At 66.8% G+C, this 22,317-nt stretch carries 20 protein-coding genes; 9 read left to right on the plus strand and 11 right to left on the minus strand.

What is annotated here, in order from left to right:
- Positions 1–10 precede the first annotated feature (10 nt).
- The 6 genes from ACPFMJ_RS15550 (at position 11) to ACPFMJ_RS15575 (ending at position 5,391) form a co-directional block, all read left to right on the plus strand.
- On the plus strand, positions 11–718 hold the full coding sequence (locus tag ACPFMJ_RS15550; protein ID WP_424360857.1) for a hypothetical protein: 708 nt from the start codon (positions 11–13) through the stop codon (positions 716–718).
- Between the two features lie 71 nt (positions 719–789).
- Positions 790–2,133 (plus strand): M16 family metallopeptidase, encoded by a 1,344-nt coding sequence (locus ACPFMJ_RS15555; protein ID WP_424360858.1) that lies wholly within the window; start codon positions 790–792, stop codon positions 2,131–2,133.
- Between the two features lie 55 nt (positions 2,134–2,188).
- Positions 2,189–3,472: a M16 family metallopeptidase gene (locus ACPFMJ_RS15560; RefSeq protein WP_424360859.1), complete on the plus strand. Its 1,284-nt coding sequence runs from the start codon at positions 2,189–2,191 to the stop codon at positions 3,470–3,472.
- Positions 3,473–3,619: 147 nt separating this feature from the next.
- Positions 3,620–4,501 carry an exonuclease domain-containing protein gene (locus ACPFMJ_RS15565; RefSeq protein WP_424360860.1) on the plus strand — a complete coding sequence of 294 codons (882 nt, stop codon included), beginning with the start codon at positions 3,620–3,622 and terminating at the stop codon, positions 4,499–4,501.
- Positions 4,502–4,672: 171 nt separating this feature from the next.
- Entirely contained in the window at positions 4,673–4,969 is a 297-nt protein-coding gene (locus ACPFMJ_RS15570; RefSeq protein WP_424360861.1) for a type II toxin-antitoxin system prevent-host-death family antitoxin, read from the plus strand.
- Entirely contained in the window at positions 4,966–5,391 is a 426-nt protein-coding gene (locus ACPFMJ_RS15575) for a type II toxin-antitoxin system VapC family toxin (protein ID WP_424360862.1), read from the plus strand. The genes ACPFMJ_RS15570 and ACPFMJ_RS15575 overlap by 4 nt, the downstream gene beginning before the upstream one ends.
- Here ACPFMJ_RS15575 and fabI read toward each other — a convergent pair whose 3' ends face one another.
- Positions 5,392–6,252, minus strand: coding sequence for an enoyl-ACP reductase FabI (fabI, locus tag ACPFMJ_RS15580; protein ID WP_424360863.1), 861 nt, complete (start codon positions 6,250–6,252; stop codon positions 5,392–5,394). It abuts the gene before it with no gap.
- 206 nt (positions 6,253–6,458) lie between these two features.
- Between fabI and ACPFMJ_RS15585 the strand changes: the two genes are divergently transcribed.
- The 3 genes from ACPFMJ_RS15585 to ppa all read left to right on the plus strand — a co-directional run bounded on the left by ACPFMJ_RS15585 (position 6,459) and on the right by ppa (position 8,525).
- Entirely contained in the window at positions 6,459–6,959 is a 501-nt protein-coding gene (locus tag ACPFMJ_RS15585) for a sigma factor-like helix-turn-helix DNA-binding protein (RefSeq protein WP_424360864.1), read from the plus strand.
- A 7-nt stretch (positions 6,960–6,966) separates the two neighbouring features.
- Entirely contained in the window at positions 6,967–7,854 is an 888-nt protein-coding gene (locus ACPFMJ_RS15590) for an anti-sigma factor family protein (RefSeq protein ID WP_424360865.1), read from the plus strand.
- Between the two features lie 134 nt (positions 7,855–7,988).
- A complete protein-coding gene (gene ppa, locus ACPFMJ_RS15595; protein ID WP_424360866.1) occupies positions 7,989–8,525 on the plus strand; it encodes an inorganic diphosphatase in 537 nt (178 codons plus the stop codon).
- Between the two features lie 92 nt (positions 8,526–8,617).
- On the opposite strand, the gene ACPFMJ_RS15600 is transcribed toward ppa, so the two are convergent.
- The 10 genes from ACPFMJ_RS15600 to bcsA all read right to left on the minus strand — a co-directional run bounded on the left by ACPFMJ_RS15600 (position 8,618) and on the right by bcsA (position 22,296).
- A complete protein-coding gene (locus tag ACPFMJ_RS15600) occupies positions 8,618–8,980 on the minus strand; it encodes a DUF1636 family protein (protein ID WP_424360867.1) in 363 nt (120 codons plus the stop codon).
- Positions 8,981–9,051: 71 nt separating this feature from the next.
- The gene (locus tag ACPFMJ_RS15605; protein ID WP_424360868.1) at positions 9,052–9,534 is read right to left on the minus strand and encodes a hypothetical protein; all 483 of its coding nucleotides are present in this window, start codon (positions 9,532–9,534) and stop codon (positions 9,052–9,054) included.
- An 81-nt stretch (positions 9,535–9,615) separates the two neighbouring features.
- On the minus strand, positions 9,616–10,428 hold the full coding sequence (locus ACPFMJ_RS15610; RefSeq protein ID WP_424360869.1) for a Crp/Fnr family transcriptional regulator: 813 nt from the start codon (positions 10,426–10,428) through the stop codon (positions 9,616–9,618).
- 217 nt (positions 10,429–10,645) lie between these two features.
- A complete protein-coding gene (gene metW / locus ACPFMJ_RS15615; RefSeq protein WP_424360870.1) occupies positions 10,646–11,287 on the minus strand; it encodes a methionine biosynthesis protein MetW in 642 nt (213 codons plus the stop codon).
- Positions 11,284–12,489 carry a homoserine O-acetyltransferase MetX gene (gene metX / locus ACPFMJ_RS15620; protein ID WP_424360871.1) on the minus strand — a complete coding sequence of 402 codons (1,206 nt, stop codon included), beginning with the start codon at positions 12,487–12,489 and terminating at the stop codon, positions 11,284–11,286. The genes metW and metX overlap by 4 nt, the downstream gene beginning before the upstream one ends.
- Positions 12,490–12,575: 86 nt before the next feature.
- Positions 12,576–13,802: a cellulose biosynthesis protein BcsN gene (gene bcsN / locus ACPFMJ_RS15625; RefSeq protein ID WP_424360872.1), complete on the minus strand. Its 1,227-nt coding sequence runs from the start codon at positions 13,800–13,802 to the stop codon at positions 12,576–12,578.
- A 1-nt stretch (position 13,803) separates the two neighbouring features.
- Positions 13,804–16,122, minus strand: a complete 2,319-nt coding sequence (locus ACPFMJ_RS15630; RefSeq protein ID WP_424360873.1) for a hypothetical protein — start codon at positions 16,120–16,122, stop codon at positions 13,804–13,806.
- Positions 16,110–17,288, minus strand: a complete 1,179-nt coding sequence (locus tag ACPFMJ_RS15635; RefSeq protein ID WP_424360874.1) for a glycosyl hydrolase family 8 — start codon at positions 17,286–17,288, stop codon at positions 16,110–16,112. Before ACPFMJ_RS15635 ends, ACPFMJ_RS15630 begins: the two co-directional genes overlap by 13 nt.
- Entirely contained in the window at positions 17,285–20,014 is a 2,730-nt protein-coding gene (locus tag ACPFMJ_RS15640; protein ID WP_424360875.1) for a cellulose biosynthesis cyclic di-GMP-binding regulatory protein BcsB, read from the minus strand. Before ACPFMJ_RS15640 ends, ACPFMJ_RS15635 begins: the two co-directional genes overlap by 4 nt.
- Positions 20,011–22,296, minus strand: a complete 2,286-nt coding sequence (bcsA, locus tag ACPFMJ_RS15645) for a UDP-forming cellulose synthase catalytic subunit (RefSeq protein WP_424360876.1) — start codon at positions 22,294–22,296, stop codon at positions 20,011–20,013. Before bcsA ends, ACPFMJ_RS15640 begins: the two co-directional genes overlap by 4 nt.
- Between the last annotated feature and the right edge of the window lie 21 nt (positions 22,297–22,317).

A 22,317-nucleotide genomic window follows, 5' to 3' on the forward strand; every position in this document is an offset into this window, starting at 1 on the left:
GAGTTTGAATATGAAGCTTGCACGGTCTTGGCGCCGCGCGCTCGGCGCCGTCGTTGGCCTCGCGGCCCTTATGGGCGCGTCGGCTCAGGCCTATGACGACAAGTCGACGATCAGCTCGGTCGGCGAACTTCTCGGCTATTCGTCCGATCCGAGCGCCGACAAGATCGACTATAGCGAGCGTCCCAAGCTGGTGCTGCCGCCGCGGGCGGGCGATCTGCCGACCCCGCAGGAGAAGGCTGGCCGGCCCGACGGCTGGCCGAGCGACATCGCGGCCGCCCGCCGGCGCAACACCGACCGTTACGCCAAGGTCGCGAACGCGCCGGAGGAGGAGAAGAAGGGCCTGCTCGAGCGTATCCGTGGCCCCAAGCCGGATTATGCGCCCGGCACGGACGACGAGCCGGGCTTCCTCCAGAGGGCGCTCAATGCGGGGGCGCGCTCCAACGCGCCCGTGCTGGACGAACCCACCCGCCGCATGCTCACCGAGCCGCCGTCGGGCTATCGCCGCCCCACCACCGACCTCTCCAAGGTCCGCGACGCCGACGCGAAAAAGTCGACCTCCTGGTGGAACCCCCTGAGCTATGTGGGCGGCGGCAATGATAGCGATCCCGTGGCCCAGACCGCCGGGACGGCGCCCGCGCAGCAGCAGCGAACGGCAAGCAGCGGCGGCGGGCTCTTCTCGGGCATGATGCCGACTTTCCTCAGAGGCTCTGACAACTAGACTTTTTGGGCCTATATTGGGGAACAGGTTTTCCCGCTTCGGGCGGCCTTGACCGCCAGAAAGGCCCATTCATGTCGTCTTCGCCTGCGTCGCCGACCGTCTCGCTCACCCCGGGCGCGGCCGGCGACTCGGCGCGCGCCAGCGCCAATATCTCCAATTGCAAGCTCGACAACGGTCTCGAGGTCGTGGTCATCCCCGACAGCCGCACGCCCGTCGTCACGCACATGATCTGGTACAAGAACGGCTCGGCCGACGATCCGCTCGGCAAGTCCGGCATCGCCCATTTTCTCGAACATCTGATGTTCAAGGGCACCAAGAACCATCCGCAGGGCGAGTTCTCCAACCTCGTCGCCGAGCTCGGCGGCCAGGAGAACGCCTTCACCAGCTACGACTACACGGCCTATTTCCAGCGCATCGGCAAGGAGCATCTCGGCACGCTGATGGGCTTCGAGGCCGACCGCATGAGCAATCTCGTCCTCACCGACGAGGTCGTGACGCCCGAGCGCGACGTGGTGCTGGAAGAGCGCCGCATGCGCACTGACAACGATCCGTCGTCCCAGCTCGACGAGGCGGTGCAGGCGGCGCTGTTCGCGCATCACCCCTATGGAACGCCGATCATCGGCTGGAACCACGAGATCGAGACCCTCGATCGCGAGGACGCGCTCAACTATTACAGCCGCTTCTACACGCCCGAGAACGCGATCCTCGTCGTCGCCGGCGACGTCGAGGCCGACGAGGTGGTGGCGCTCGCCAAGGAAACCTATGGCAAGGTCCCGGCCCGCGCCGAGCCGCCGCGCCGCAACCGCACCAAGGAGCCGCCGCATCGCGCGCATCGCCTCGTCTCGCTTTCGGACGAGAAGGTCGAGCAGCCGGCGCATGAGCGCGTCTTCCTCGTGCCCTCCTACAGGACGGCCGCGCCCGGCGAGGCCGAGGCGCTGGAGGCGCTGACCTACATGCTCGGCGGCGGCGCGACCAGCGCGCTCTACGAGACGCTGGTCGTCGAGGAGAAATACGCCGTCGGCGCCGGCGCCTATTATCTCGGCTCCGCCGTCGACGACACGCGGCTCTGGGTTTACGCCACCCCCGCGCCGGGCGTGGCGCTCGAAGATCTGGATCAGGCGATCGACCGGGTGATCAAGCGCTTCATCGAGCATCCGGTGGACGAGGCCCATCTTTCCCGCGCCAAGACGCGGCTCGTCGCCGACGCCGTCTATGCGCAGGACAGCCAAGCCTCGCTCGCCCGCTGGTATGGCGAGGCGCTGGCGACGGGCCTCACCATCGAGGACGTGCAGGCCTGGCCGGCGCGCATGGAGGCGGTGACCGCCGCAGACGTGACCGCCGCCGCGAAAAAATGGCTCGACAAGCGCCGTTCGGTGACCGGCTTCCTGCTGCCGGCCGAGACGGAAGACGCCTGAGCCTGTTCCGGCCGGCGCTCTCGCGCGCCGGCCCTTCTCTTTTTTGGATTGCCGCATGACCGCCCACGCCCCCGCCGTCACCGTCGCCTCACGCGCCGAGCATGTGCAGAAGATCGTCACGCCCGGCGGCGTCACCGCCTGGCTCGTGGAGAGCTACGCCGTGCCGCTCGTCGCGCTGGAGTTCTCGATGCGCGGCGGCGCCGCTCAGGACCCCTTCGACAAGCCCGGCGTCGTGACGCTGCTGTCGGGCCTGCTCGACGAAGGCGCCGGTCCCTATGACGCGCGCGGCTTCCACCGGGCGGTCGAGGACCTCGCCATCCATATCGGCTTCGGCGCGGACCGCGACTCGGTGTCCGGCCATCTGCAGACGCTCTCGAAGAACACCGCCAAGGCTTTCGAGCTGTTGAAGCTCGCGCTTGTCGACGCGCATCTTTCGGACGCCGACGTCGCCCGCGTCCGCAGCCAGCTCGTCGCGGAACTGAAGCGCGATCAGAACGAGCCGGACGCCATGGCCTCCAAGGCCTTCCGCGAAGCGGCCTTTCCGGATCATCCCTATGGCCGACCGGTGCGCGGCGAGCTCGCGACGATCGAGACGATCTCGTGGCCCGATCTCGTCGCGATGCGCGAGCGGCTGTTCGCCAGGAAGGACCTCAAGATCGCCGTCGTCGGCGCCATCGACGCCAAGACGCTCTCCGACCATCTCGACGCGACCTTCGGGGCGCTCGCCACGCAGAACGACCTTGCGCCCGTCGCGCCGATCACGCTCGCCGGCGTCGGCTCGCGCCACATGGTGACGCTCGACATTCCGCAGACGACGATCCGCTTCGGCCGTCCGGGGGTGACGAAGCGCGATCCCGATTATTTCGCGGTCGTCGTCGCGAACCACATTCTCGGCGGCGGCACCTTCACCGCGCGCCTCTTTAGGGAAGTGCGCGAGAAGCGCGGCATGGCCTATAGCGTCTATTCGCAGCTCAACGAATATGACCAGTGCCCGATGCTGCTCGGCGCCGCCGCGACCAAGAACGAGCGCGCGGGCGAGGCGCTCCGCATCATCGAAGAGGAAGTCCGCCGCTTCGCGGACGAAGGCCCGACCGAGGACGAACTCGACAAGGCCAAGAAATTCCTCATCGGCTCCTACGCGCTGCGCTTCGACACCTCGACCAAGATTGCGAGCCAGCTCGTCCATCTGCAGCAGGACGGCTTCGAGCCCAGCTATCTCGACGAGCGCAACGGCAAGATCGCCGCCGTGGGTCTGGAAGACTGCAAGCGCGCGGCGAAGAAGCTGCTGGGGGATGGCGGCCTGCTGGTGACGATGGTGGGGCGGCCGGAGGGGGTGTGAGGGGGCAATTGGTCCGATTTGTAGGTTTTGAATTGCCCTCTCATCAATGGTTCCGGCTGGCAGTTAGCCACGCGTTCGAGATGGATCCAATCTCGATCCTGGAGCAAGAAACGGTCCTAATTTTTATTCTAGAAATTGGAGATTTGAATGTTCAGATGGCTAAGCCGTCTATTTCGCTCGGTCTCTCGCCCGTCTGAAGGCTCGCTGCCCTCCACACAGGCGACTAATGGTGGCTTAACGGACTTATTCAAGAAGAATGAATACAGGCCGTCATTGGATGCTGGTGGCGATGACGGCCTTGTCACTTTGTTTCGACAATGCGCCTCCTCGCACGTCCACGATTGGTTATCAAATATTCCCGAGCGGATAGCATTTGTGGATGTGGAGACAACCGGCTTGTCCAGCTCCGATCGGGTTGTCAGTATTGGACTAATACATCTTCAAACTCGCTCGCTTCAGGAAAACCTCCTAGATGCTTCAATCCAGCACCTGATTTTCGACCCGGAAAAAAAGTCGGCGCCGAAGGCAGAGGAAGTGCATGGTTACGATGACTGGATATTAAGGCACCAAGATAGGTTCGTTGAGCACGCCGATAAATTACGGTCTCTCATCGACTCATCAGATCTATTGGTTGCTCATAACGTGATGTTCGATCTTCAATTCATAAATAGGGAATTCAGCCGCTGTGGGATGCCTGACGTCGCAACCCCGACGTATTGCACCATGCAACGTTACAGAGGCTTGGGCGTCGGTGGCAGCTCCTCTCTTGATAATGTTTGCCGGAAGCTCGGGCTTTCTAGGCTAGGGAACACTCACGGGGCACTTGAGGACGCTTGGCTCGTTATGCAGGTCTACCTCTGGCTGCATGATTGTTCTTATTACGCGAGTTTGCCTTTCTCAGTTTGCCCCGACGCCAGTGTCATGAATTTCAAAGAGCCCCCGGCACGTCCAGAGGGAGCAATACCGCGTCGAAGAAAGCGAGCGATGCAAATTGCCGAAGCGCATCAAACTAACTCAGGCCGCAATTGACGGCCGACAACCTGCCGCTCGCACTAGGTCGATGGGCGCGGCTCGCTTCCATTTTCCCTGCCATGCGCGCTTGGTGACGCCCTGCTTCTCTTTATGTCCGTGGCGAGCTGCGCGGCGATAACTCGCCGCTTCGCCTTTGAACGCTGCGGCGACGATGCTATTCTAGTCAGTATGACCAAAAAAACCAAAGCCTCTCCCCCTTCTTCTCCCGCTCTCGGAAGCTGGCAACTCCAGGACGCCAAGGCCCGCTTCAGCGAGCTGGTGCGGCGTGTGCGCAGCGAAGGGCCGCAGCGCGTCTCCGTACATGGGCGCGACGAGGTCGTGGTGGTGTCGGTGGAGGAATTCAACCGCCTCAAGGGCGAGCGCACGGGCGCGGCGCTGATCGACGCTCTGCAGGCGTCGCCTTATCGGGACGTCGAGATCGAGCCGAAACGCGCGTCCATGCCGGTGCGTGGCATTGATCTGTGACGGGCTGGCTTCTCGACACCAATGTGCTTTCCGAGCTGCGCCGTCCGAGGCCCGAGCCGAAAGTCGTTGCTTTCGTCGCGGAGAAGCCGCTGGGCCTTCTTTACGTCAGCGCAGTCACGCTCGCGGAAATCCGCTTCGGCATTGAATGCGTGGACGACCCCGGCCGGCGCGCCGAACTCAATGACTGGCTCGCCCACAAGGTGCGCCCGATGTTCGAGCAGCGGGTACTGGAGGTGACGGAAGACGTGATGTTCAAATGGCGCCTCCTCGTCGAGGAGGGCCGCAAGGCCCGGCATACGTTTTCGCAGCCGGACCTGATCATCGCCGCGACGGCGTTACAGCATGGTTTGACCGTCGTCACGCGCGACGCTTCTGAATTCGAGCGCGCGCGCGTTCCCGTGCTCAACCCCTGGAAGGGGTGATCACTTCTCCTGCGGCAACAGCGCCAACAAATCCGCCATCTTCGGCGCGGCGCTCGGATTCATCATGCCGACGACATGATAGCCCGCGTCGACATGCAGGATTTCGCCGGAGACGCCGCGCGACATGGGGGAGAGGAGATAAACGGCGGACTCGCCCACTTCCTCGATCGTCACGACGCGGCGCAAAGGCGAGTTGTATTCGTTCCAGCGCAGAATGTAGCGGAAGTCGCCGATGCCGGAGGCCGCCATGGTCTTGATCGGGCCGGCGGAGATGGCGTTGACGCGGATGTTCTTCACGCCGAGATCGGCGGCGAGATAGCGCACCGAGGCTTCGAGGCCGGCCTTGGCGACGCCCATGACGTTGTAATGCGGCATCCACTTCTCGGCGCCGTAATAGGAGAGGGTCAAGAGCGAACCCCCTTCCGGCATCAGCTTCTCGGCGCGCTGGGCGATGGCCGTGAAGCTGTAGCAGGAGATGTTCATCGACATCAGGAAGTTGTCGAGCGTCGTGTCGACATAGCGGCCGTCGAGCTGGTCCTTGTCGGAATAAGCGAGGCAGTGGACCACGAAATCGATCTTGCCCCAGAGCTTCTCGACTTCCGCGAAGACGGCGTCGATCGTCTCGGTTTCGGCGACGTCGCAGCGGCCGACGACGGTGGCGCCGAGCTCGGCGGCGAGCGGGCGCACGCGCTTCTCCAGCGCCTCGACCTGATAGGTCAGCGCGAGTTCCGCCCCGGCCTGCGCGCAGGCCTTGGCGATGCCCCAGGCGATCGAGCGGTTATTGGCGACGCCCAGGATGAGGCCCTTCTTCCCGGCGAGGATTCCGGCGAAAGGAGCGGCGGGCGAGGCGGTCTCGGTCATCGGGGCGTCCATTTCTAAAGCGTAAAGATTTGTGAGGCGCCCTTTAGCGCGGTTTTTGTGCAAAGGAAACCCTGGGCGCGGCCTTGCGCTCCACCAATGGCCTAAGCAAAAATGCCAATATGCGCCTTATGGCCATTTGCGGCCGTTTGACCTATCATGCGATAGGAAACGCCACTAATGGCCAAGCCTTTCTGAATGGGCGAAGTATGGGCAAGAAAGCCGACATCCTGGAAGGGCTGGGCGGAATCGCTCCCGCGTTGCGCCGCTATTCGCGGGCGCTTTGCGCCGGCGCCGGTCATGCGCTCTCGGACGAACTCGTGCAAAGCGCCTTGCAGAGCGTCGCCGCCCGCATCCGCGCCAAGGAATTGAAGCCCGCCGACCCCGCCGAGGCGCGCATCGAGGCCTATGTCGCCCTGACCGCCATGGCCGCCAAGCGCCTCGTCGACGCGGGCCGCCCCGCGCCCCGTCATCCGCCCGTCGTGCATGGCCTCGCCGAGCTGCCTTTCGAGGATCGCGCGGCCCTGCTGCTCGTCTCGCTGGAAGGCTTCGGCTACGAGGCGGCCGCGCGCATCGTGGGCGCGCCGCGCGAGACGCTGCTCGCCCGGCTCATGCGGGCCCGCGCGGCGCTGCGGGTCGAAAGCCTGCGGCCGGCCGCCGGCGCCGAGGGCGTCCGCCGCGTCGCGGCGCATCTTCGCGTCGTGAAATAGGCGCGCCGTGACGGCCGGGAGCGTCATGGAGGAAGCCGATCTTCACGCCCTCGTCGACGGCGAGCTGGACGCGGAGCGTCGCCGCCAGGTCGAGGACCATCTACTCACGCATCCCGAGGACGCGGCGCTCGTCGAGGGCTGGCGGCGGCAGAACGCCGCCCTGCGCGCGGCTTTCGAGCCCGTCGCCCTCGAAATGCTGCCGCTCTCGCTGAAGGACGCCGCGACCCGCGCGCCGGGGCCCGCCCAGGGACCGATCGAGACCGGGGCCATCCATTGGGGGCGTCCGGGCGCCTCGCGTCCCGCCCAGCGGCTCGACCAGCTTCGCGCCAATCGCCGCAAGCAGGCGCTCCTCTCCACCATGCTGACGCTTCTCGCCGGCGCCGCCGTCGCGGGGCTTGGCGCGCTGGTTCTGGCGGGCAGGGGCGAGGCGCCGCATCCGCCGGTCGCCGCGTCGCTGACCCAGAGCTACGCCGGGCGGGCGGGGCTGACCTACGCCACCTACGCCTACGACGCCCGTCCCGTCGAGATCGACATTTCCCGCCGGGGCGAGCTCGTCGCCTGGCTCACCGAGCGGGTCGGCTTCTCGCGGCCCCCCGACCTCGCCGATCTCGGCCTGCGGCTGATCGGCGGGCGCGTCGCGCCGGGCGTCGCGGCGCCGGCGGGGCTGCTGATCTACGAGCGCGCCGACGGCGCCCGGATCGGGCTCTATTTCGAGCGCGCGGACGCCGCGGGCGCGCCGCAGGAGCCGCGCGCCGGGCAGGGCGTCACGGCGATCGAGTGGCGGGCGGCCGGCTTCGCCTTCGTGCTCGTCGGGCCGCTCGCGCAGGAGGACATGCAGGCGGCGGCCGAGCGGGCCGCGACGGCGGTCGCGAGCCCGGAAGTCGAAAAGCGTTAACCGCCAAATGGCGACGCCCTAGAGTCCGCCATTGTTTGGTGGAATAGTCAGCGGGCGAATCGCGTATGGAGCGATCGCAGCGCGCGCTTGATGAGCGCGCCGCAAGAATTCCTCGAAAAACCGGAGCTAAACGAATGCGTCTCGACGCCATTCCGATCGGCGCGAACCCGCCGCATGAAGTCAATGTCGTCGTCGAAGTGCCGCTCGGCGGCGAGCCGATCAAATACGAACTCGACAAGGCTTCGGGCACGCTGTTCGTCGACCGCTTCCTCTACACGGCGATGCGCTATCCCGGGAATTACGGCTTCATCCCGCACACGCTGTCGGATGACGGCGATCCCTGCGACGTGCTCGTCGCCAACACCCGTCCCGTGGCCCCCGGCGCCGTGATCGCGGTGCGTCCGATCGGCGTGCTGCGCATGACGGACGAGGCCGGCGGCGACGAGAAGATCATCGCCGTGCCGTCGACGCGCCTCACCCAGCGCTACAAGGACGTGCAGAACTACACCGACCTTCAGGAAATGACCTGGCGGCGCATCGAGCACTTCTTCGTGCACTACAAGGATCTGGAGCCCAATAAATGGGCCAAGGTCGCCGGCTGGGGCGACGCCGCCGACGCCCGCGCCCTCATCGCCGCCGGCATCGAGCGCGCCAAGGCCGAGAAGAAGTAGGGCCGAAAGCCTGTCACTGCGAGCGAAGCGATCCAGTGGGGCGGAGGCTCCGGATTGCTTCGTCGCTCCGCTCCCAGCAATGACGTCCCGGCTTACGGCAGCGGCGGCGTACGCGAAATGACGCCCTTGCGGAAGCAGGTCGGGCGGTCCTTCCAGGCGACGATTCCGTTCTCGCTTTCCGCGAAGCGCTGCGCCGAGTCGATGACCTCGTCGAGATGGGCTTCGAGCCCGAGATCGCCCAGCACATAGGTCCATTTGTCGGCGCCCGTCAGCGCGATGGTGGCCGGCCGCTTGCAGACGGCCATGCACTCGACGGGCTCGACCGCCAAGGCGAGATTGCGTTCTTCAAGACGGGCGCGCAGCGCGTCGATGAAGGCCGCGCCCGGTCGCCCTTCCGGGTTGGCCGAGTCCCGACAAGACACGCAAACGAAAATCGTCACAGCCGCCTTCGACACGCTTTTTCTCTCCTGTCTTCGCGGGGCTCTTTTCGATCAGCCTCGCGCGAAAGACAAGGGCCTGCGCGCCGCTAGGGCTTGTAGGCGCAGCGCGCCCCGCCGCCAGCCTTCGCGGCGACCTCGGCGGCGTCGATCTCGCAGTCGAGCCCGGTGACCGCTTCGTGGATCGAGCCCGCCGCGCCGTCGGCGGCGACCCCGTTCTCGATCAGCGTTGCGTAAAGCTCATGCGCCTTGCGCCCGGAAAGCTCGATCTTGCGGGGGCCGAATGTCAGCGTGCAGGCATGGGACGTGATGTCGACATTGCTGGCGCGGCAGTCGATGGCGTCGGCCTTCACCGCAATGCGCTTGCCCTTCGAATAGGGCGCGTCGGCGGCGCCGTTGAGCCAGGCGGCGAGCAGCCGCTTGTCCTGAAGGGGGACGAAGGGGGAGGATTCGCCGGCGATCGCGGCGAGCGCGAGCGCGGCTGAGCCGGTCGCATTGCCGGCGACGGCGGATTGCGGCGAGAGACAGCAGAGAGAAAATGCGAGGGCGAGAAAAGGCTTGCGTGACGCCATGGGCGCCTCCTGCGATCGGCGAGAGAACGCCCGCAGCCTAGCCGCGCGCCGCCGTCGCGACAATGAGGGACGTTCCTGGCCTTACGCGGCGTCTTCCCGGCTGGCCGGATTGGCCCGCTCCGAGGGGAGCCGCCCCTGTCGGCCGAGCTGGTCGCACTGGTCCGCGAGGCGCGAGACGCTTTCGACGAGAACGTCGCGCGTCTCCGTTCGCACGCCATGCTCGCGCAGCTTCGCGAAGGCGCGCGAGAGCGTCTCCTGCTTCACGCCGAGCCGGGCCGCGATGAGGCGCTTGTCATAGGGTAGGCGGAAGCGGCATTGCTCCTCGCCCGGCGGGCATAGCGACAGAATGAAATTCGCGAGGCGCTGATCCGCGTTCTGCGCCTTGAGCGACTCGATTTCCGAGATCAGCGCCGCGACCTTTTCCTTTCCATCCTGCATCACCGCCATGCAGAGCGAGGGAGACTCCTTCATCAGCCGGGCGAAGCGCGCGGCCGGAATCTTCAGGACGGAAGTCGGGCCGATGGCCTCGGCCGACACGCGGCAGGTCTCGTTGGGGCTGGCGGGCGCCTCGCCCACCGTCTCGCCGTCGGAGCTGATGCCGACGAGAGTCTCGTCGCCGCAGGAGGCGATGCGCAGGATCTTCACGAAGCCGCGCAGGATGACGATCACCGCGCTCACGGGATCGCCTTGCCGGAAGATGACCGCGCCGTCGTCGAAGGTCTCGACCTTCGCCTCAAGCGTCAGCCGCGTGAGCGTCTCGTTGTCGACATTGGCGAAGAGACGGAGGTCGCGCAGGGACGGCGGCTCGACGACGGCGGCGCGCGCGCCGCGACGATTGCCGCGACCTTTACGCGGCTCGGCGAGGCTCAGTGCGATGTCCGTCTGTGTCGCCACGCCTGCGTCTCCCGTTCCGGCGAATTCCTCGCGCGGCCTCGTTTCGTCTCGAAGCTTGTTTTCTCCCGGCGCCGCCAGCTCAAATGCAATGGGGCTCATCCGATGGAATTACTGGAGGCTAACGCGAATGCGCGCGCCGCGAAAGGCGAGCGCGCGGGACAAACCGTCGCATGATCCTTCACGGCCGAAACGCGGGCGCCGATGCGGCGCCCGCGCGTCAACTCGAACGCGGGCTTGCGGCGCCGTCGCGCGCGAGAAGGAAGACCGCCTGCTCGCCAAGGAGATTCCAGACCCACCAGGGCGCGTTGACGCGGATCGGCGCGCCCGCGTGATCGAGCGCGACGCCGCGTTCGATATGGGCGTCGAGCGCGTCGACGAGTTCGACGAAGTCGCGGATCGTGCAGAGATGGATGTTGGGCGTGTCGTGCCAGCTATAGGCGAGATTGCCGGTCACCGGCATGCGGCCGCGAAAGGCGAGCTGCGCGCGCACGCGCCAATAGCCGAAATTGGGAAAGGAGACGATGGCGCGCCGGCCGATGCGCAGCATGTTTTGCAGCGCTTCGCGCGGCTGGCGCGTCGCCTGCAAGGTCTGCGAGAGGATCACATAATCGAAGCCGTCGTCGGGATAGTCGGAGAGATCCGTATCGGCGTCGCCCTGAATGACGGAAAGCCCCTTGGCGACGCATTCGTTCACGCCCCGCTGCGACAGTTCGACCCCGCGCCCGTCGACGCTTTTGGCTTCGGCGAGGAGTTGCAGCAAGGCGCCGTCGCCGCAGCCCACGTCGAGGACGCGCGCGCCTGTTTCCACCATGTCTGCGATCAGCAGGTGATCGAGGCGGTTCGTTCCGCTTTTCGTCATGCGCGGCCCCTCAATCCGCGCGCCGCGGCGGCTGCTTCGAGAAAGCCGCGCGTCGTCGCGATGAACATGGGTTCGTGCAGGAGAAAGGCGTCATGGCCCTTGTCCGATTCGATCTCGACGAAGGAAACCGAAGCGCCGCCCGCATTGAGCGCATGGACGACCGCGCGCGAGTCGGAGGTCGGATAGAGCCAGTCGGAAGTGAAGGAGACGACGCAAAAGCGCGTCTTCGTGTCCTTGAAAGCCTTGGCGAGCGAGCCGCCATAATCGGCCGCGAGATCGAAATAGTCGCAGGCGCGCGTCACGAAGAGATAGGAGTTCGCGTCGAAACGCTCGACAAAGGCGACGCCCTGATAGCGCAGATAGTTCTCGATCTGGAAATCGGCGTCGAAGGAGAAGGTCGGCGCCGAACGGTCCTGCAGCTTGCGGCCGAATTTGCGCTGAAGCGCGGCCTCCGAGAGATAGGTGATATGGGCCGACATGCGCGCCACGGCGAGGCCCTTTTCGGGACGCACGCCCTGTTCGAGATAGCGCCCCGCGCGCCAGTCGGGATCCGCCATCACCGCCTGCCGGCCGACTTCGTTGAAACCGATATTTTGCGCAGAGTGCTTGGCGGCGGTCGCGATGGGCATGGCGGCGAAGACGCGCTCGGGATAGCTCGCGGCCCATTGCAGCACCTGCATGCCGCCCATGGAGCCGCCCGCGACGCAGAACAGCGTGTCGATGCCGAGGTGATCGACGAGCATGGCCTGCGCCCGCACCATGTCGCGAATGGTGACGACGGGGAAGTCGAGACCATAGGGCTTGCCGGTCGCGGGATTGAGGGAGGAGGGGCCGGTCGTGCCCATGCAACCGCCAACGACATTGGAGCAGATGAGGAAATATTTGTCCGTGTCGAAGGGCTTGCCGGGACCGACCATGGCGTCCCACCAGCCGGGCTTGCCCGTGACAGGATTGACGCCCGCCGCATATTGGTCGCCGGTCAAGGCGTGGCAGAGCAGGATGGCGTTGGAGCGGTCGGCGTTCAGTTCGCCATAGGTCTCGTAGCCGATCGCCAGCGGCGCGATGCGGCCGCCGCCATCGGTGCCGAGCGCCTGCCCGGCCGGGAAGACGACCGTCTTGCCATGCGGTTTTCCATTGGCTGAAAGGGTCTTGGGGCGGGGCGTCCCCGCCTCGGGCGCCGGCGCCTGCTCAGAATTGCTCAACCGATCCTCGCGTTCGATATGCCGAACGAATTGTTCGGCAACATCGAGAAGCGGGTCCGCGCTGTCAAGGCCCGAATTAGGGGCGCCTAATAGGGCGTGATGGCGCGCGGCCCTCGCAGGGCCTGGGCCGGCAGACCGTCGATCGCCGTCCCGAAGCCGGCGCCGCGCCCGGCCGGCGCGCTCGCGGCATATTGCCCGCTGCCGCCGCCGGCGTCGGAAACCGGGCCGAGATAGCGACGCCCGTCGGAGGGGACCGAAGGCGTGGGCGCCTGCGCGGGCGCGGGGGCCGGGGCCTCCGTCTCCGCGGCGGGCTCGGCGGGCGGCGCCTTGCGCGCGGCGCGGCGCACGGCGCGCTTGGCGGGGCGGGGCGCGGGCGCGATTTCATCACGCTCGGCGGCGCCCCCGAAGAGGCTCCCTTCGAGCGAGTCGACCGAGGCCCGCACGCGACCGCCGCCCGGCTCGGCCGTAACGACCGGGCCGAGGGAGCCGCCGGGCGCGCTGGCCGGGCCGCCCATCAGACTCCCGCCCATCAGGCCCGTCTGTCCCTCTATGCCCTGGATCGCCATGTTGCGGCGCATGGAGTCGGCGATGCGCGCGAGATTCTGCTCCGAGACGCCGAGATGCTCGTACCAGGAGGCGAGCTCGTCCGCCGTCACGCCGCGCCGGCACAGGCGCATGCGGATCGAGGCGGGCATGTCGCCATTGCTGAAGAAGCCCGATTTCTCGCCGCGGCCGCCGGCCCCGAAATTATCCACCCATTGCCAGGCGAAGGCGCAGCGCAGCCCGCCGGCGCCCGCGCCGATCGCAAGGCCGTAGGGGCCGAGCGCATTGAACAGGGGACGATTGACGATGCGCATGGGCGTGCCCTGGAAGCGCGCCAGAATTTCGCGGCGAATGCTGTCCTGTGTCGGCTTGGCCATGACGAGCTCGCCGCGTGCGCCGCCCGGCGGCGCGGATTGGACCTCCACGGAGAGGTCGTTCCAGTCGCCGCCCTCCTTGGCTTTGTCGAGCGACATGCTCTGGCGCCAGCCATTGATGAATTGCTTCTCGGTCACGCGGCCGTTGCGCACGGCCTCCGGCGGCAGAGTAAGGACGGAAAAGTTCGCAGTGTCGTCCTTGAGGTCGGCTGAGGTGATCGGGGCCGACAGCGTCTGGCCGGCGACGAACTGGCCGGTGACGGCGGCGTTGGGGTCGGTCGCGAATGTGCGCTCCGGCTGGCTCTGGCCGCAGGCGGCGAGGCCAAGCGAGAAAGCCGCGCAGAGCGCGGCGGCCATTCGGCGGGAGAGGGAGGGGAGGCCGTTCGAGCGGGTCATCTCATCGGCTCATTGGCGGTGGATATTGGCCGTAGGCGGGCGCCCGCGGCGGCGTTGCGGGCGGCGAATAACCGCCCAGATAATTTCCGGCTGAGCCCGCCCCGAAGGAGCGGCTCGGCGGTTGCTGGCCATAGCCGGCGACAGGCTGCTGGCCATAGGTCGCGGCGCCCTGCCCGCCCGGGGCGAGGCCGCGGGCGTTGGACGGGCTGCGCGAATCGAAGACGGCGAGGCCGCTCTTCGTCGGGTCGGCTTCCTGATCCGCCCACATCGTGCCGGCGGGCGCGATCTGCTGCGAATAAGGCGGCCAGCTCGCGGTCTCCTGGCCGTTCCAGCCCGGCAACAGGCTGAAGCCGTATTTCTCGTAAGGCATGGGGCCGACGCCCGGCACGCGGCGGGCGACGAGCGGCGCAGGTTCGGTCGCCGGATCCTTGCGATAGCCCCCGTCCACGGCGACCGGGAAGCCCATGGCCGGCGCGCGCTGCGCGAGGAGCGAGGGAATGGGCATGGCGCGGAAGCGCAGCGGGTTCGACATGTCGACCTGCGCCGGGAACTTGCCCTTGATCGCCTTAAGGAGCGCCGCGACGCGCTTGTCTTCCTGCCCCGGCTGCATGTCGACCGGGTAGGTCGCGTTGTTCTGGTCGCCGTAACTCGGCGCCACGGGCGCATAGACGGGCGGCGCGTTCGGGATCAAAGCGGGTCCCGGCGCGATGAAGGCGGCGGTCTTGACGCCCGCGCCGTGCAGCTTCTCGGCGCCCTTCTGATCGCAAGGCGACGGCGGACGGACGAGGCCGTCCGGGAACAAAATGCCGACGACCTTGGCGAAGAGTCCGTCATAGCGGTTGGCGAGGGTGTAGAGGCCCTTTTCGTCCTTCACGCGCTTCGAGGACATCGCAAGGCCGTAGACGGTCGAGTCTTTGGGGAACCAGGCGACCGCGCGCTCGAACCAGAACTTGGCGACGTCCCACTGGCAGCTGTTATAGGCGTACCAGCCGAGCGCCTGCGCGCCTTCGCCTGCGCTCGCCTCCATCGTCACCTTGGCGTAGCGAGCGAGGCGATCCGCCTCGATATAGGGCGGGATCTCGCGCGTCAGCTCGGATTCGAGCAGGTCGAGATAGAGGATCGCGTTGTTGGCCAGCGGCTCGTGCCAGGCGTAGGCGACTTCCTCCGCCTCGCGCTTCATGCCGAGCGCGCGCAACGAGTGGGCGAGCCCGTGGGCGATCATCGCGTCGCCGTCATATTGGATCGCGAGCTTGAACCATTCGAGCGCGGCGTTGAAATCGCGCCGCTTGTAGTCGTACCAGGCGACGAGGCCGATCTGGTTCGCGTCCTTGCTGTTCCGGGCGTAGGCCTCGAACTTCGCCATGTCCGCCGGCGGCACTTCCTCGGTGCGCTCGTCATGCAGATAGGCGGCGATGCGCGCACGGGTGATGTCGATCGCCAGCGGCGCGAACTCGCCCGTCGCCTGGGACGCGCCCGGGACGGCGGCAAGCAATGTTTCGACTTCAGCCATGCGGAGCGAGCCAAGGGCTTTCTGAATCGTTGCGACGCGGATCTGCGGATCCTTCGTCGTCGTTAGAATGCGCTTGAACATGTTAACGGCGTCTTCATTCTGTCGCGCGCGGGCATACGCCTCCGCGATCGTCCACAGAACGTCGACGTCGTCCTGAAGCTCGCTCGTGTCCTCCTTCTTGAGATAGTCGACGAGATCGAGAATCTTGTCGGCCTTCCAGAGCGCCGAAATCTTGAGCCGCAGCTCCTTGCGGCGCAGCTTGCTGGCGAGGTCGGCCGAGGGCTTCCAGCCGGGAATCTCGCGCTCCTTCGCGTCGATGGCGGCCTTCAGCTCCTCGATCTTGTCCGCCGCGAAGAGCGCCCAGAACGGCTCCTCGTCGATGGCGTTGGAGGCGGGCGCTTCATAGAGGTCCTGCGGCGGCTCATAGCTGGGATAGAGCGTGTGCAGGCGCGCGAGCTCGGCGTTGACGCGCGCGGTCTGCTTCAAGGACGCATAATAGCGCAAAGCGAAATCGTCGGGCGCAACGGGACCGCCGACGATCGGAATCGACTGCCGCTGGCGCGTCGCCCTGGATTTGGGCTTGCCGTCGAGGGCGGATTGCGGGTCCGCGGCGTCGATGTCCTGCGGCTTCGCCTCCTGCGCCTTGGGATCCTGCAGCTTCCCGGGTTGCGCTTTCGCGGGCTTGGGATTGGGATCGGGCGCTTTGGCGCTCGCCGGCCTGGGGCTGGGAAGCGGCGCGGCCGCGCGCGCGCCTCCCGCCGCCAGCGCGGCGAGGATCGCAACGAGGACGAGGCGGGTCATCGCAGGCATGAGGCGTACCTCATCTGCATCGCGAGGACCGACAGGAGCTGCAGCGTCGCGGGATAGTAATTGTCCTGGGGCGCCAGCATGAAGAGCTGCGGCGGCGCCTTGGAGCCTTCGACCACGCAGGCGGTGAGGGCGCCGATGGCGCCGATGCCGGCGTCGCCGAATTTTCCGACTTCGACCCCATTGGTGACGTCGATGATCGACATGGAGCCGCGCGTCTTGCGCACCAGCGCCATGAAGGGCTCGTACTGCTCGCGCTCGCCAATGCCTGCCCAGGCCATGTACAGCGGCACGCGCACGGCGTTGTAGGAGAATTGCGCCGGGAAGCCGTCGGCCGGCTTGTAGGTCCAGTCCTTCAGCGACATCCAGTCCGGCGGCAGCGTCTCGGGCGTCGTCCGGGTGACGTCGAGGAGATTGAGGCCCGTCTGGATCAGACCCGGCCAGTCCACTTCGGGCGCGACGAGCTTCAGCCGCGTGAAGGCCGGGAAGATGTAATAGGAAAGATTGACGATCGGGCCGTCCCCGCGGTCGCTCTCGTGAAAGCCCGAGACGGCCGGCAGCAGGATGGCGCCCATCTTCGTCTTGAACATCACCGTCTTGCGGGCGACTTCGACGGCGATGCGCCGGCCCGCGGTGCGGTAGCTCATGTCGTTCCAGAAATCGCCGGCCTCGGCGAGCGCCCAGGCGACGAGGAGATCGCCGTCCGAGGCGTCGTTCATGTCGGCGATGGCGGGGCGCTTGCCGGGCTCCCAGCGCCAGGCGAGCAGCGCGTCGTCGCGCACCATCAGATTGGCGCGCGTCCAGCTCCAGATGCGGTCGAAGGCCGGGCGGTCGTTGGCGGCCACCGCGAGCAGCATGCCGTAGCCCTGGCCCTCGCTGTGGCTGATCATATTGTTGCCGGTGTCGATGACCCGGCCCGCTTCGGTGACGAAGCGCGATTTATACGCCTGCCACATGCCGGGGATCTTCAGCGCGCCGCCGAGCGGCAGGGCGCGCGCGTCTAGGATGAGACGCGGCGGCTTCTTGGCCTCGGGGGCGGGAGTCTCCGCCGGCGCGGCGGCCGGATCGCCGGCTTGCGGCGCTTCCGGCTGCGGCTGAGTCTGCGCGACCGCCGGGGGGGCGATCGTCGCGACGAGGCCGAGAAGGACGAGGCGCAGAAGGCGGCTCACGGCGTCCTCCTGCCGACATTCTTGACGAAGAGGCGCGTCGTCACGGCGAGAAGGAGCCCGAAGACGAGAGCCGCGCCGACATAATAGAGCGAGTGCAGCGACAGCCAGCCGGCGGCGATGAGCCGCGCATTGCCGACCGAAAGCGGCTGGGTGATCACAAAATGCGTGTTGGAGACCGGGATCGCGTCGATCTTCGCCTTGGAGATGTCGAGGAGCGACAGGCGGCCCGCGATCTGGCGCGACACGCGCGGGTCGACGAGGCAGGCGACGCTGTCGGCCAGCGCGTCGGCGTTGGGCGCGGTGAGGATCGTCCAGACGTTTTCATTCGCGCCGCCGAGAATGTTCTGGCCGAGCGCCAGCGACGTCTCGGAGGACATTTCGGCGGGCGAGCCGCCGCGCTCGAAACCGCGGAAAAGATCGCCCGCGTCGGTGAACTTGGCCTTGCCCCACTGGCCGACGCCGCGCGCGAAGTCGAACAGCCAGCTCAAGCGATTCTCGTTGCGCAGGCGGGCGTCCCATTCCTGGAAGAGGTCGGATGACGCTTCTTCTTCCTCGCCGGCGGGGGCGGCCGGCGCGTCCTCGGCGACTTCCTCTTCCTCTGTCGCGCCGGTGGCGAAGCGGTCGATGTTTTGCAGCATGGCGCGGAAGCCGCCGAGCGAGTGCGGCGGATGGCAGGCCATCGGGAAATTGTTCTGCAGCACGAGACGATTGCGCGTCGCGGCGTCGACGGCGACGGCGCTGTCGTCGACCTCCGCGCCGCCGCGGCTCTCGACGCCGATCTTTTCGCGCCAGACGCGCATGAGATCGTCGACCGGCATGTCGAGCTTCTTCATCAGGTCGGGGTCGAGCGCGTCGAACGGCGCGACGGCGAGCGTCGGGCTCTTCGCCTTGAGCGGCGGCGTTTGGGTGATCTCGAAGTCGATCGGCCGTCCGGCGACGACGGCGAGATGCGCGACGAAGGTGGCCGCGGCCCCGATCGTCTTGGGATCGATGCGCGGCATGAAGAGTTTGGAGCGCCGCTGCGAGCCGGCGAAGGGGAAGCCGCCCGTCGCCGTAACGGCGAGGTCGGGCAGGCGTCCGACGCGGGCGATCGGCGGAATCTCGATCTCGGTGGAGTCGAGGAACAGGAAGCGATTGGGCGCGTCCTTCGCCGCCAGCGTGTCGCAGCTCTCGTCCGAGGGCGTCGGAACATGCGCCTCGACCTCGATGCGGTTGAGGCCGGGGCGCAGGAAGCCGAGCGGCACCGGCAGCGGATTGTCCTTGAAGACTTCGCCCGTCGATTTGAGCAGCGGCAGGCTGACCGCGGTGCGCTCGTTCACATACATGACGAGCTGCGCCTTTGAGGTGAGGCCCGGCGAATAGCCGCCGGCGACGCGCACCGTCGCGCGGCCATAGTCCGCCGGGTAGAAGTCCGACGGCATGATGATGTTGAAGGCGGTCCTGAAGAGGCGGCCGTCGAATTCGGCGCTGCGCACGCCGATATCGGCGAGGCGCAGGCGCTGGCCCCCCTCGACGCGATAGCCCGGGAAGGCGGCGGCGGCGCGCAGGCCCGCGGCGGCGCCCTTCGGCTTCGTCGCGACGAGAAACTGCTTGATCGCCTCGTCCACCTGCTGGGCGTCGGCGCCGGTGACGACGATGGTCGTGCGCCGGCCCGGGGTCAGGGGCAGGACGAAAGCGCGCGGCTTGGTGACGAGGCCCACCATTTGCGGACCGGCGATGGCCGCGAGTTCGGCCGCCGTGCCGACGAGAAGATTTGCGCCGTAGAGGCCGCCCGCGATCGCGCCCGTATCGACGACCGGCTGCTCGAAGCGGCCGATGATCGAGATGAGCTGCACGACGCGCAGCATGCGCTCGATGTCGCGCGTGGTCGGGTTGGCGGGCATGACGGCGCGCAGCGGCAACGCGCCCTGTTCGTCGGCGGGCAGGGCGCCGAGATCGGAAATGGCGTCGATCGCGGCGTCGGACTCGTCGAGGATGAGGCCGGTCTGCGTCGGATCGATCTGCGTCCACAGCTCCTGCGTCGCCTCGATCGAGCAATCCACGCGATGGCGCTGCTCGGCGGTGATGCGCACGGAATTGAAGCCGGGGCGGAGCAGGCCCGCGGGAATGTCGAAGACGACGGTCTTCACCGACTGGACGGCCGTCAGCGGCGTCGCGCCGACGGGCTGGTCGTTGATCGACAGGGTGAGGCGGGAATATTCCGGCATCACCGAGACGGCGGAGAGATAGCCGAGCTGGAACTGCAGGCGCCGCCGCGCCTGCCTGTCCGTGATGTACATCGGCCATTCGGACGAACCGATCTCGCCGGCGAGACGGTAGCCCTGAATGTTGTTGGCGAGATGCCTCAGCATTGTCTGCCGGGGCTTGAGAATCGGCCGCGGTCCGGTCGCCGCCGGACCCTGGAGGACCGCGCCGGGCATCACCGGCGCGACGGCGGGCGCGGGGAATTGAGGCGCAGGCGCAGGCGTCGCGGCGGCGGGAAACTGGGGGGCCTGCGCCGGCGCCGGAGCGGGAGCGGCGGCCGGTTGAGGCCGGGCCGGCGTCGTGTTCACGGGAGCCGGGTCGATGACGACGGGCGGCCGGTTGATTCGCGAAACCTCCTGGGGCGCGGTGAGGAAAATCGCCTGGGCCAGCGCCTGCGACGCGACGAGCGCCAGCGCGCCCGCGGCCGCGAAGGCGCGAAAACCGCGCGAATGGCGCGCGCTATGGGAGGGGAGTCTCGTCATGCCGATTTTCGCGCCGCCTGTTGCGGGTCCCCCTCGGCCGGTTTCTTCTCGCCGTCGCTCGCCTGCGCCACGAGACGCTTGAGCCACGCGGTCGAGGTTTCGGGCGGCGGCGCGGGGGCCGCGGCGGCTTCCTCTTCGGTCTTCGGCTTGGGCTTGAACAGATAGGCGAGGGCGCGGAAAGGCTCGACGAGACCCCACCAGATGAACTGGCCGGTGCCGGCCCAGATGCTCTTGTGCTTGCGGCGGCTCGCCAGGAAGCGCGGCAGCGCGTCGCTGTCGCCATACATGAGGTCGGCGAGCACGAAATATTCCTCGGCCTGCATCGTGTCGAACTCGCAGCCGAAAATATCGTCGCCGGTGTTTGGGCCGCGGCGGAAGATGAGCGGCAGGCTGCGCTTGCCGACGAGATCGCCGACGGGTTCGATCGTCAGGCGGGCGCGCGTGTCCTCTGCCTCGAGCAGCATGGGCGGCATCTCTTCCATGAGACGCACGGCGCAACCGCCGGCCGAGACGTTGACGATCTCCACCGCGACGCGCTGGTCGCTGAAATCGAGCCAGCCCTTGCGCTTGATGGTGAGGCGCGGATGACGGTCGGGCTGCTTGCGCTCGGAGACGGCGCCGAGCGCGACGCCGGCCATGATGAGATTGAAGGTGTTCCAGATGCCGACGATCATCATCAGATTGCTGACGCCGGGCTCCACCACGTAGCGGAAGGCGGCGACCAGCGTGCCGGTGAGCAGCATCAGATAGATGGCGAAGAAGGGCCAGGCCAGCTCGGAGAGATGGTCGTTGTCGAGCGTGAGGCCCTTCGCCGTGACGTTGAAAGTCGGCTTTCTCGGATTCATCAGCACGGAGACGATCGCCTTGCTGAGGAAGACGCCCTGGCAATATTCGTAGAGCTCCGAGACCCATGGCCAGCGCACGGTGCCGAACATGTAGTTCTGCAGCATGACGTTGGAGATCATGTAGGTCGCGGTGAAGGCCACCGCCTCGTCGACGTTCGAGACGAAGATCTTCACGTCGAAGAGGATGTAGGCGAGCGGCGCCAGCATGAAGATGAGGCGCGGGAAGGGGAAGAACCAGAAGGTCATGCTCGAGAGGTAGCCGAGCTTCTGAATGGGCTTGAGGCCCTTCTTCAGCGCGGGATTCTTGAGCACCATGATCTGCAGCATGCCCTGGCACCAGCGCACGCGCTGTCCGACGAAGGACGCGAATGTCTCGGGCTGCAGGCCGGCGATCAGCGGCTTGTCGACGAAGATGCTGTTATAGCCCTTGGCGTGGAGCTCGAAGGCCGTTTCGCAGTCTTCCGTGATGGTGACGCCGGAAAAGCCGCCCGCCTCCATCAGCGCCGAACGGCGCAGAAGCGCCGCGGAGCCGCAGAAGAAGGAGGCGTCCCATTTATCGAGGCCGCGCTGCGTCATCGAGTAGAACATTTCGTTCTCGGACGGCATGCGGTCGAAGGTCTTGAGGTTCTTCTCGATCGGGTCGGGATTGAGAAAGACGTGCGGCGTCTGGACGAGGAAGAGCTTCGGATAGTCGATGAAATAGGCGACCGTCTCCTGAAGGAAGGCGCGGAAGGGCGCGTGGTCGGCGTCGAAGACCAGCACGATGTCGCCCTTCACATGGGCGAGCGCGCTGTTCATGTTGCCGGCCTTGGCGTGTTCGTTCTTGGCGCGGGTCAGGTAATGGGCGCCGAGACGCTTGCACAGCTCCTGCAGCGACGAACGCCGAAGCTTGGCGGCTTCGGCCTTGGCGGGGTTCTTGTCGTTGCACTTCTGGTCCGTGCCGCCGTCGTCGAGCAGCCAGACATTGAGCTTTTCCTTCGGATAATCCATCGACAGCGCCGCCGCCGCCGTCGTGGCGAGGATGTATTCGTCCTCGTTGTAGGTCGGGATGAAGACGTCGACGACAGGCAGATCCTCGTCGTCGCGTCGCGTCAGCGGCTTGCGCTTCACCGGATCGACATTGACGATCAGGCTGATGATGAGGATCAGGACGCAATAGAGCTCCGCCGAGAGCAGGATGAGGCCGAAGCCGAGGCCCACCCAGTCCGAGGTCGGCGGCAGCGTGCAGGTCAGGCGCCAGTAGACGTAGCGGATGACGATGAAGCTGGAGAGCGCGAGATACGCCTGGCGCGCCAAAGGGCTGCGGCCGAAACGCCACAGGACGAGAAGAACGGCGATGATGGTGACGCTCAGGGACAATTGCGCCTGCACGCTCACCGGCTGCGTCAGCAACGCAACGGAGAGTACGCCAGTCGCGATCCACGCGAACGCACGCAACCCTAACATCCATGACCTCGC

Source organism: Methylocystis parvus, assembly GCF_049675845.1.
Taxonomy (GTDB): Bacteria; Pseudomonadota; Alphaproteobacteria; order Rhizobiales; family Beijerinckiaceae; genus Methylocystis; species Methylocystis parvus_A.